Annotated in this window: 8 protein-coding genes and 1 pseudogene; 1 reads left to right on the top strand and 8 read right to left on the bottom strand. The window is 61.7% G+C overall.

Annotated elements, in window-relative coordinates; genetic code table 11:
- The 6 genes and pseudogenes from ACHPFG_RS22050 to ACHPFG_RS22025 all read right to left on the bottom strand — a co-directional run bounded on the left by ACHPFG_RS22050 (position 1) and on the right by ACHPFG_RS22025 (position 7,255).
- The gene (locus ACHPFG_RS22050; RefSeq protein WP_431700423.1) at positions 1 to 978 is read right to left on the bottom strand and encodes a class I SAM-dependent methyltransferase; all 978 of its coding nucleotides are present in this window, start codon (positions 976 to 978) and stop codon (positions 1 to 3) included.
- A gap of 19 nt (positions 979 to 997) precedes the next feature.
- Positions 998 to 3,154 carry a glycosyltransferase gene (locus ACHPFG_RS22045; protein ID WP_431700422.1) on the bottom strand — a complete coding sequence of 719 codons (2,157 nt, stop codon included), beginning with the start codon at positions 3,152 to 3,154 and terminating at the stop codon, positions 998 to 1,000.
- 11 nt (positions 3,155 to 3,165) lie between these two features.
- Positions 3,166 to 3,870 (bottom strand): 2OG-Fe(II) oxygenase family protein, encoded by a 705-nt coding sequence (locus tag ACHPFG_RS22040; protein WP_431700421.1) that lies wholly within the window; start codon positions 3,868 to 3,870, stop codon positions 3,166 to 3,168.
- A gap of 433 nt (positions 3,871 to 4,303) precedes the next feature.
- Positions 4,304 to 5,185 (bottom strand): annotated as a pseudogene (locus ACHPFG_RS22035) (polysaccharide pyruvyl transferase family protein); the annotation flags it as partial.
- Positions 5,182 to 6,450: an ABC transporter ATP-binding protein gene (locus ACHPFG_RS22030; protein ID WP_431700420.1), complete on the bottom strand. Its 1,269-nt coding sequence runs from the start codon at positions 6,448 to 6,450 to the stop codon at positions 5,182 to 5,184. The gene ACHPFG_RS22030 and the pseudogene ACHPFG_RS22035, both read right to left, overlap by 4 nt.
- Positions 6,440 to 7,255, bottom strand: a complete 816-nt coding sequence (locus tag ACHPFG_RS22025; RefSeq protein ID WP_431700419.1) for an ABC transporter permease — start codon at positions 7,253 to 7,255, stop codon at positions 6,440 to 6,442. The genes ACHPFG_RS22030 and ACHPFG_RS22025 overlap by 11 nt, the downstream gene beginning before the upstream one ends.
- 259 nt (positions 7,256 to 7,514) lie before the next feature.
- Between ACHPFG_RS22025 and ACHPFG_RS22020 the strand changes: the two genes are divergently transcribed.
- Positions 7,515 to 7,973, top strand: coding sequence for an Hsp20 family protein (locus tag ACHPFG_RS22020; protein ID WP_053130927.1), 459 nt, complete (start codon positions 7,515 to 7,517; stop codon positions 7,971 to 7,973).
- Between the two features lie 53 nt (positions 7,974 to 8,026).
- On the opposite strand, the gene ACHPFG_RS22015 is transcribed toward ACHPFG_RS22020, so the two are convergent.
- On the bottom strand, positions 8,027 to 9,304 hold the full coding sequence (locus tag ACHPFG_RS22015) for a cation:dicarboxylate symporter family transporter (RefSeq protein ID WP_431700418.1): 1,278 nt from the start codon (positions 9,302 to 9,304) through the stop codon (positions 8,027 to 8,029).
- Between the two features lie 95 nt (positions 9,305 to 9,399).
- A complete protein-coding gene (locus ACHPFG_RS22010; protein ID WP_431700417.1) occupies positions 9,400 to 10,608 on the bottom strand; it encodes a pyridoxal phosphate-dependent aminotransferase in 1,209 nt (402 codons plus the stop codon).
- Positions 10,609 to 10,617: the final 9 nt, after the last annotated feature.

The raw sequence follows: 10,617 nt of genomic DNA, 5'->3' as shown, positions 1-10,617 counted from the left end.
TCATCCGGACGTTCTCGGCGACGCGGCGACCACCACAAAGTCGCTTTTCAGGGTGCCTGACTCGATCAGCCCGTCTTCGATGTCGAACAGCATCTGCAGCACCCTGAGGGAGTGCGGATTGTCCGGGGTGAAGTTGCCGGCGATACCGTGCAGTAGAAACTGCAGTAACGAGCCCCCGCAGAGGTTCAGTGCACGCACATCAAAGTGCTCCTGCACCACCTGCAGAATGTCTGCCGAGCGCACGGCCTCCGACGGGTCGACTTTCACCACCTCGGCGGGGTCGGGCAGTGGCACGACCTGTTGAACCTGGCCGTATGAACCCTTCACGAATGAGCGGCGCAAATGCTCGGGAATCAAGCCGAACGCATGGCTGATGGCCGCGCGTTGCTGGGCATCAAAGGCAAAGTGATTGGCCCCGACATACTCATTGAAAAACAGCCAGCCGCCGGGCTTCAGGCTATGGCGAACCCGCTGGCAGACCACCTCCAGTTCGCGGATATGATGGAGCGAGCCATTGAACCAGACCGCGTCGTAGTGATCGCCCGGCAGGTCAGTCCGTTCGATATCACACAGGGAGTATTGGATCGTCGACGCGCCCATCGCCAGCGCTTCGGCTCTGGCTACTTCGAGTGCGGCAGGCGCTATATCCACCGCGTCACAGTGCTCGAAGGCCTTGAGCGTGTAGAGTTCGCGCTCCAGAGTGCCGGTGCCGCAGCCGATGCTCAGCATCCGTGTGCCTGGCGCCGGGCTGCCGAGAAACTCCTTCAGGCAGTACTGCACCCAGCCCGGATGGCCGCTGCCCGCCGTTGCCTTATGCTGATGGCGGCGTTGTACGGTCGGTACCGCCAGCCAATAGACATCCGCAGAAAAGGCGTCGGAGCCGGCCATGTTTTCTGACCAGTGATCCGCCGTGACTTGCTTGTCGGCGCTGATCCCTTCGCGCTTACCGTTGAGCTTGTTCATGATTCGCTTGAACACGGTGTCTTCCTTTGGTTGGTCAAGGGTTACCCGATTTTCGCTGCGGTTCAGGGCGCGTCCATGCGCCCCATTTGCTTTCAAAGTACGCCTGGTTCTTGTCCCACAGCGCTTGATATTCGCCGCTGGCGATCAGCTTCTTGAAGGACGCCTGCCCGTAATGGTGGATGAAGGCATCCTCGGCGCACACGGTCCTCAGGCCGGCCGCCTGGATGCGCCGGCTATAGTCATCGTCTTCGAACATGCCGATGCCGAACGCTTCATCCAGCCAACCAATGCGTTCCAGCACCTCGCGGCGCATGACCACGCAGAACATGGCGAGCATGCTGATATCGAAGGTGCGGCCGCGATGCCGCGCAACGTGCTGATCGGCGAAGGCCTCCATGTGCTCAAGGCCGACGTAGTCGACGACCACCTTCGCTTCGTTGCCTACCGAGTTGGTCATCGGGCCGACCAGGCCGATCTGTGGGTCTTGCAGGTGGCGCAGCAACGGGTCGATCCAGCCCTTGGGCACCACGGTATCGTTGTTGAGCAGCACCAGGTATTCCCCGCTCGCCAGGCGCAGCCCCTGGTTATTCGCGGCGGCGAAGCCCAGGTTGCGGTCATTGAGCACCAGGGTGACGTTCGCTTGGGTGCGGCCCAGGTAACGCAGGTAGTTGCGCGTGTCGTCCGAGGACGCATTGTCGACAATGATCAGCTCGTAATCGGGGTACGTGGTGTTGCGCAGCAGGCTCTGGATACAGCCCTGGGTCAGTTCGACGTTGTTGTAGGTGACGATCACGATCGACACTTTTGGGTGCAAGGCCGTCAGCGCGCTGAGGTTGGTGTCGAAGCGGTGGCGCCAGTCATTGGCGCTGGCGAGTGCCACGCGCCGGGTAGCGGCCTGGGTATCGGTTTCGTTCAGGGCGCGTTCGATCTGCTCGATGAAGGCCTGCGGTTCGCTGGCGAAATACACGAAATCCGCGTAGATCTGCATTTCTTCCAGTGGCACCGACACCACGGGTTTGCCGGCGCTGATGAATTCGTAGAACTTCACCGGATCGACCGCGTGGGTCACGTTATACAGGCGGAACGGGATCAGGCAGACATTGAAGTGGTAGAGATACAGTGGCATCTGTGCATAGGGCTTCCTGCCGAGTAAATGCACGTTGGGCAGGCGGTCCAGCCCGGCCAGGTCCTTGACGAAAATGTCGCCGATCAGCACAAAGTTCCAGTCCGGCCGCAGCCGGGCGATGCTCGCGACCAGCGGCAGGTCGACCCATTCGGCCAGGGCACCGTAGAAGCCGATCAGGGGCCGCTCGATCTCCGCCATCAGGGCATTGGGCACACAATTGCGTTCGAAGAACTCGACATCCACGCCATTGCGCAGCAACAGGCAGTTGCGGCTCATCGGGGCCCATTTTTCCTGCAACAGCGCGGCGGTGACCGTCACCAGGTCGGCGTCTCGGACCAGGGTGTGTTCGTCCTCCAGCAACGTCTCGCCGATACCGGGAAAGCCCACCCAGTCGTCCATGCAGTCGTACTGGATTTTCCAGCCGTGGGCGCCGCGCAACCGATGCGCGAGCGGGGCCCAGAACGCCAGGTGCACCACGCTGACCGCGGTTTTTATGCGCAAATCCTTGGCCAGCGCATCGATCGCGTTGGCGTAGGCGTGCAGGTGTTTTTCCGGCATGCGCTGGTTGTAGCAGTCCACGAACTCGTCGCGTTGCAACGTCACCTCGAATACCCCGGGCGCCACTTCCAGGGTGTTGTAGGCCTGGCCAGGCTCGGCGCTTCGGGAGGGGACGATGTAGAACACGCGGTAGCCGTGACGGGCGAACTGGCTCATCAACTGCTGCGGGCGCTGGTAGCGTGCGGCCCAGTCGATATTGGCGAAGCAGAGGATGTCGAAGCGCGCCCCTGGTGACGATAAATCAGCCGATGGCGACAGCGGGTTTTTCGACGCAGTGGGCAACGGCAGAAGGTGCCCATGCAGGAACTCGAAGGTGTCGGCTTCGATGTGTCGTGACCGATACCTGAACCAATGCAGTAGGACTCGCAAGGGCTTGGTGATCCGCCACGAGCGGGTATTTTTCAACATGTCGATGTAGGCCAGCGCCGCATCTCGTTCCCTGATGGCCGCATCGCGTTCCACGTGAGCGCTTTCGCGCTCAAGGGTGGCCAGATTGTCCTTATCCATGGTGCGGTCCTTTACGAAAACGTGGTGTTGTGCTGTTCGCCGTAAGCGTGCAGGGGGGTTGGGTCGTTGGCCGGCCACATCGAGCTGGTAGACCCTGTGCGGTAAAACGTCACCGTCACGCTGCGCCTGGAAGAGCGGCAACCCTCGACCACTCGTGAAACGGCATGCCAGGAGTTTTCGGCGCGCACGAGAATCGCCGAGTTGCCGACCTCGGGCGTCACTTGCGCGACGATATCGGTCGGTGTGGCAGAGCCGAGGATCTGCAGGCAGCCGCCGTCGGCGGGGTCCCAGGTCTGATTGAAGTACAAAATGTGCGTGACCAGTTTGTCGTCCAGATCCGGGTGCGGCCCGAGGTTGGCCCCGGGGCCGTAGTGGAACAGGTTGGCCTCCATGGGCGCCTCGGTCACGTCCACCCCGGTCAGCGCGGAGATGGCCTGGCGGTACTGCGGCGAACAGAGGCTGTGGGCCAGTGCCAGCCATTGCGGACTCAACGCCTGTGGGTTAACCACCTGGTGGCTGCCCATGGCGATCAACTGCCGCGCCTCGTACTCGTAGTCCTTGGCCCCGCCGTAGCCGGAGACCGTCTTGAAGTGGTCGTGCGGGTAGGTTTCGGCCAGCGCCCTGGCATTTTCGGCGGTGTAAAGCGCACCGATTTGCGCCCAGGAAAAAGGTGCGGTTTGCAGGCGGTGGGCCGTCAGTTTGCTCAGGTCAATCATGTCGAAGGGCTCCCAGCCATTTCTTCAGGGTACGGCGAAGATGGCGCAACGGCGCCGTCAGCTTGAACGAGTTGGAGCGATACAGCGTTTCCAATGCCTGTTGATGTTGCTCGCGTTCGCGTTGCCGGTCCTCGGCCTGGCTTTGGAGCTGTGAGTGCAGGTCTTCGAGAACGCCCGGCAAGGCTTGCCAGTAGCGGTTGAGCGCGGGCTGCGTGGGCCTGCGACCTTCGCGGATCAACTCGGCCGCGCGGTCCCAGTGCGCGTCGATCTGCACCATCGCGTGGGCGGTCACCTGGGACACCGGCTGCTTGCCCAGCTGTGCGCGAAACCACTGCGGATCAATCGGCTGGTCCCGGCGTAATTGGAATATGCGCCCGTGGCTGGGCAGCGCGGTGTATTTGCCGGTGCCCAGGTCCGCCGAGCAGAAGATCGGCACACCAAAGGCCAGTGCACTGATCGCCAAGTGGTAGCTGTGTCCGATCACCCCTTCGGCATGGGCGAGCAGCTCCGCCAGCAACAGGGGCTCGGGCCAGAAGGGCAGGCACCGCGAGCGCGCAAGGCCGTCGCCCAGCACGGTTTCATGATCACCGAGCACCGGCCCTATGGGCAGCAGCAGCAGTTGCAAGTCCTCGAACTGCCCGGCATGGGTTCGCCACAGCTGCAGGAAGCTGTCCAACCCCCACATTGCATGCATCACCAGATAGGGGCGGGTCAAGCCGGCGCTGGTGCACAGCTCCAGGAACCGGGTAGAAGGCGATTGAGGATCGAGCAGGCGTGGAAGACCAAAGGCTGTGTCGGGGAGCACCTCGACCTCGGCCGTCGGCGACAGCTGGGCCAGGACCGCTTGGGACAGCGCATCGCGTACCCTGATATGTGGGCTGTGTTCGAGGGTCAGTTTCACCAACGGTGCGGCCCATGGTGGGATGTCGTTGCAATGCATGCCCGGTGCATTCCAGATCAACGGGACGCCGTGTTGCAACGCGATCAGTGCGGGCGTCAGCCAGTAACCGGTGGGGTGGTGAATGGCGGCATCCGGGGGGTAATAACCGCTGGCGACCAGCTTGTCGAAACGCACGATGAAGCCACCGCCGATCAACACCCCATCCAACTGCCCGGCGATGTCCGGCAAGCGGGTCAGCGATGTGACCTCGTACGGCCATTCGGGCGGCGTTTTACTGTGATAGGAAAACCGGTACAGCGTTATCGCGCCCAGGCGCCGGGTCAATTCCGCCTCGGCGAGGATGGGAAACAGCAAGTCGCCATAATTGGCGACATCGAATGTCCCGAAGATCCCGACCTGCCACTCTCGGCTCATGGCAGCGCCCTCGTTTCATTCGTGTGAGGGGCAGGAGCGGCTTCTATCCCCAGATCGACGAACCCAAGGAATTCCTTGGTGCCCGGCAAGGTATCGAATGCCAGCAGCGCGACCTGCTTCTCGATCAGCTGCGCGGTTTCTTCGAGGTGCCCGTTCATCAGTTTCAGCGTGATGTGGTACTTGCCCGCCGCGAGGTTGGCGGGGAAGCGGACGTTGAGCGTCGCCTTGCGCCAGCCGTCTTGCGCTGCCTCCGGGTGCAGCGGCAGGTTGGCCCCGCCGATCACCAGCAGCCGCGCCTCCTGGATCGTCACGCTGAGGGTCGGCAGCTCGATGCTGTCGCGAACCCGGGTTTCGATACGCAGTTGGATGGTCTCGCCATACACAAAACTCGAATACAGGCTGTCCGTGTTGGTAAAGCAGGCCGCAACGATATGGCCCTCATCGGTGCCAAAGGCGATGCCAGCCTGTTGGGCAAGAAACGCCTTGGGGGCGACCGCCACCGTGCCGCCACTGGCCCAGCGGCGCTGCTCGTCACGCATCTCCAGCAGGTAGAGTTCGGCCATTTCTTCGGGAGAGCCACTGGCGCGCACCTGGCCCTCACGCAGGTAAATCACCCGATTGCAAAAGCGTTTGACCATGCCCATGTCATGGGACACAAACAGCAGCGTCGTGCCTTGCTGCGTGAGGGCTTCCAGCCGATTGAGGCATTTGAACTGAAAGGACGCGTCACCCACTGCCAGGGCTTCATCGACGATCAGGATGTCGGGCTCCACGCACACCGCCACCGCGAAGGCCAGCCGCACCAGCATGCCGCTTGAATAGGTCTTGGTGGGTTGGTCGATGAAGTCGCCGATATTGGCAAAGTCGGTGATCTGGGCAAACCGGGCGTCGATTTCCGCGCGACTGAGCCCCAATACGGCACCGTTCATATACACGTTTTCACGCCCGGTGAAATCGTGATTGAAGCCCGAGCCCAGCTCCAGCAACGCCGCCACGCGGCCATGGCTCTGAATGTTGCCGGAGGTGGCACTGAGCGTGCCGCAGATCAGTTGCAACAGCGTCGATTTGCCGCTGCCGTTGCGGCCGATGATCCCTACCGTTTCACCTTTGCGCAGTTCCAGCGACACGTCCCGCAGTGCCCAGAACTCGCGATAGAACTGCTTTTTGCCGCGAGACAACATCTGCCACAGGCGATCCCTGGGCGTGTCGTAGATGTGATAGCTCTTACTCAGGAGGGCCGTTTGTACGGCGATGTCAGAGCACATCGGCAAATCCTTTGCGGGTTTTCTGGAACCAGGCGAACCCCAGCCAGGCCACGCCACCGGCCACGAGCAGGCCGCAGGCCCAGGTGAAAAGGTCCGGCACCACGCCCCAGAACAGCACGTCACGGGCCTGTTCGACCACCAGGGTGAGGGGGTTGAGGTGGAGGATGCCCTGGTAGGCCGGCGGAAATGCGCTGGTCGGGTAAAAAATCGCCGAGACAAACATCAGTGCCGTGGTCAGCACGCCGACTATCTGGCCGACATCACGTAGGTAAACCCCCAGCGATGCCAATAGCCAGCTGATTCCCAGGGTGAACAGCACCAGTGGCAGTAACACCAAGGGCAGCAACACGCAGGTCAGGGGCGGCAAGCCGAAAAACACCAGGTGGAAGACCAGCCAGATCACCAGGCTGGCCAGGGTATGGAACAACACGGCGCCCAACACCACCCACGGCAGGATCTCCAGGGGGAACATGACTTTCTTGACGTAGTTGGCATTGGCGATGATCAGGCCCGGCGCACGTCCCACGCATTCGGCGAACACGTTGAACACCAGCAGGCCGGCAAACACCAGCAGCGCAAACTCGGTGCGCGAACCGTCGCCCGCAGGCCAGCGCAGCTTGAACATCACGCTGAACACGAAGGTGTAGACCAGCAACATGAATAGCGGGTTAAGGAACGACCACAACAGCCCCATGATGGAGCCTCGATAACGTCCAATCACCTCCCGCTGGACCATGGAAAATAACAGCTCTCTGTGTCGCCACGGGCTGGAAAACATACCAGCCCGCGCGTTTGTTTCACTCATGCAGCGATTCCCAATGCCAGTGCGGTGCGCCCATGAGTCTAGTCAGCAATTGCCGTTTAGCTATGTGGTGTTGAGTGATTGTTCGAATGAGGGGCCTTGGGCCCTGTCGCGCCAGCCTGTCTACCAGTGATCAGCGCACCGGATAAATTTTTTTGTGACGACGCTTGAAATTTTCAGCCCTGAACCTACTTAGGTTTTACGCGATGCCGAATACGGGTCGCGTCTCAAATCACTTGGAGAAAACTCAGGAGATTTTGCAATGGCTACTACTCTTTCGTTGGCCCCACTGTTCCGTCATTCCGTCGGCTTTGACCGTTTCAACGACCTCTTTGAATCGGCGCTTCGCAGCGAGGCCGGTACCACCTACCCACCCCACAACGTCGAAAAGCACGGTGAAGATCACTACCGGATCGTCATCGCGGCGGCAGGCCTGGTGGAGGATGACCTGGAGATCCAGGTGGAAAAAGGCGTGTTGACCGTCGCCGGTGGCAAGCGCGAACACAACGAGGGCATCACCTACCTGCACCAAGGCATCGCCCAGCGCGCGTTCCGTTTGTCGTTCCGCCTGGTCGACCACATTGAAGTGCAGGGCGCGCAACTCGCCAACGGGTTGCTGAGCATCGACCTGCTCAGGGTGGTTCCGGAGGAAGCCAAGCCTAAGCGCATTGCGATTGGCGGTGCTGCCAAGGCTGAGGTGAAATCCATCAGCGAGCAGTAAGGCTGGAATGAATAAAGGCGCTCTCCGGAGCGCCTTTATTCGTAGCGTTCACATTACAGCGAGGGAACGTTTCTCCCACCCGACTCATGCCCAGCCCGCACCTCACGCCCCTCCCACTTGGCAATCACCAACGGCGCCAACGCATTGCCCAGCACATTCAGTGCGGTGGTCGGCATCTCCATCAAGCGGTACACCCCGGCGATAAACGCGATGCCTTCCAACGGCAGACCGGCGCTGGCGAGGGTGGCCGAGAGAATCACGAACATGAACCCCGGTACCCCGGCCGCCCCCTTGGAGGTGAGTACCATGGTCACCACCAGCAAGGCCTGATCGCCCAGGCTCAAGTCGATGCCGTACAACTGCGCGACGAACAGGGTGCCGATGCCGAGGAACAGTGAGGCGCCGTCGAGGTTGAACGAGTAACCCACCGGCACCACAAAGCTCACCAGCGAAGGGGGTACGCCGTAGGTCTCGAGTTTTTTCATCAGTTGCGGCATCACCGCCGCCGAGCTGGCCGTGGAGAAGGCCAGTACCAGTTCATCCTTGATATGGCGCATCAGCGCGAACAGGTTGATCCCGCACACGCGCGCCACCAGGTTGAGCACCACCAGCACAAAGAACGCGATGGCCACATAGCTGACCATGATCAGCTTGGCCAGCGGCAGCAACGAGCTGAAGCCGAAGTTGGCCACGGTCACGGCGATCATGCCGAACACGCCGATGGGCGAGTAGGCCATGATCATCGAAGTGACCTTGAACATCGCGTCGCTGACGCCACGCAACAGCGCGATGACCGGGTCTTTGCGCTCGGCGGGCAAGCGCGCCACGCCCAGGCCGAACATCACCGCAAAAAACAGCACCGACAACAGGCTGCCCTGGGCCATGGCGTTGACCACGTTGTCGGGGATGATGCCGACGATGATCTGCCCCAGGCTATGACCGGCGCCGGTACTGGTGGGCAGGGTGATATTCGCCGCGTGCAGGCTGGATAGTTCAGTGCCGGCGCCGGGCTTGAGCAGGTTGCCCATGACCAGGCCGATGATGATCGCCAGGGTGGTGATGCAGAAAAAATAGCTCAGGGATTTGACCCCGATACGGCCCAGGGATTTGCCGTCACCGTGCCCGGCAATGCCCACCACCATGCAGGAAAACACGATGGGCACTACGATCATTTTCATCAGCTTGATAAAGATGTCGCCCGCCGGTTGCAGGACATTGTCCACCAGCCACGGCCGGGATTCGGGAAAGCGGTGCAGCAGGGCACCAATGGCGATACCGGCGAGCAAGCCGATCATGATTTGCCAGACCAGCGCGATACGGGGCGTGTGCATGGGAGTGCCTCATTTGAGATCAATGATTTTTAAGTTGTTGTTCTAGGCAGTCAAAAGGCGGCCGTCCGCTGGTCGCCGGGTGTTACGGGGGGCCGTCAGCGCAGGTCGTGGCATGCGTCTTTGAGGCGACGGCACCCTTCTTCGATCACGTCCAGGGAGCTTGCGAAGGACAGGCGCACATACGGCGACATGCCGTAGGCCGCGCCGCTGACGGTGGCCAGGCCGTAGTCGCGCAGCAGGTAGTCCACCAGTTGGGTGTCGCTGTCGAGGCGATCACCTTGGGGGGTGAGCTTGCCCATCAGGCCGCTGACGTTGGCGAACACATAGAACGCGCCATCGGGCGGGATGATGCTCAGGCCGGGAATACCCGCCAGTCGCTCCAGCATCAGTGCGCGGCGCTGCCGGTATTCCCCGCGCATCGCGGCGATAGGCGCCTGGTCACCGGCAAACGCAGCCACGGCGGCGGCCTGGCTCAACGAGCTGGGGCAGGTGGTGGTCTGTGACAGCAACTTGGCGATGGCCGCGATCAACCACGCCGGCCCGGCACCAAAGCCCAGGCGCCAACCGGTCATCGCATAGCCCTTGGACGCGCCGTTGACGATCAGCGTGCGCGGCTTGAGGTCGGGCGCCAGGCGTGTCAACGGCACATGCCGGGCGTCGCCGTAGACGAAGTGTTCGTAGATCTCATCGGCCATGACCAGCACATGGGGATGGCGGCGCAGCACCTGCGCCAGGGCCAAGAGTTCGGCTTCGCTGTACACCGCGCCGCTGGGGTTGTTCGGGCTGTTGAGGATCACCCATTTGGTGCGTGGGGTGATCGCTTCTTCGAGCGCGGCGGGCGACAGCTTGAAACCCAGGCTTTCATCGCCCGGAATGATCACCGGTGTGGCATCGTTAAGCCGCGCGATGTCCGGGTACGAGACCCAATACGGCGTGTGCACGATGACTTCATCGCCGCGATTCAAGGTGGCGGCCAACGCGTGATAAATGATGTGCTTGCCACCGCAACCGGCGACGACTTCATCCAGGCCATACACCAGATCATTGTCGCGCTGCAGTTTCAGGCAGATGGCCTGGCGCAGCGCGAGGGTGCCGGTGGTGGCGGTGTAATGGGTATCACCGCTGTGCATCGCCAGGCTGGCGGCCTCAAGAATATGCGCCGGGGTGTCGAAGTCCGGCTCGCCCACGGTGAAGTTGACGATGTCGCGGCCCTGGGCGCGCAACTCGGTGACCAAGGCGTTGGCGGCGATGCTGGGGGAGGGCGCGATGCCCAGGACACGGTCCGACAAAAATGCAGTGCTCATCTCTGACTC

Origin of the sequence: Pseudomonas sp. BR20, assembly GCF_050780135.1 — a bacterium.
In the GTDB taxonomy this organism is placed as follows: domain Bacteria; phylum Pseudomonadota; class Gammaproteobacteria; order Pseudomonadales; family Pseudomonadaceae; genus Aquipseudomonas.
The sequence above is the reverse complement of the archived record's forward strand: the minus strand, read 5'-3'. Positions and strand labels throughout refer to the sequence as shown.

Coding starts and splice junctions, on each gene's coding strand:
- ACHPFG_RS22045 (WP_431700422.1), bottom strand. CDS start 3,154: ATGGATAAGGACAATCTGGCCACCCTTGAGCGCGAAAGCGCTCACGTG.
- ACHPFG_RS22040 (WP_431700421.1), bottom strand. CDS start 3,870: ATGATTGACCTGAGCAAACTGACGGCCCACCGCCTGCAAACCGCACCT.
- ACHPFG_RS22030 (WP_431700420.1), bottom strand. CDS start 6,450: ATGTGCTCTGACATCGCCGTACAAACGGCCCTCCTGAGTAAGAGCTAT.
- ACHPFG_RS22025 (WP_431700419.1), bottom strand. CDS start 7,255: ATGAGTGAAACAAACGCGCGGGCTGGTATGTTTTCCAGCCCGTGGCGA.
- ACHPFG_RS22020 (WP_053130927.1), top strand. CDS start 7,515: ATGGCTACTACTCTTTCGTTGGCCCCACTGTTCCGTCATTCCGTCGGC.
- ACHPFG_RS22015 (WP_431700418.1), bottom strand. CDS start 9,304: ATGCACACGCCCCGTATCGCGCTGGTCTGGCAAATCATGATCGGCTTG.
- ACHPFG_RS22010 (WP_431700417.1), bottom strand. CDS start 10,608: ATGAGCACTGCATTTTTGTCGGACCGTGTCCTGGGCATCGCGCCCTCC.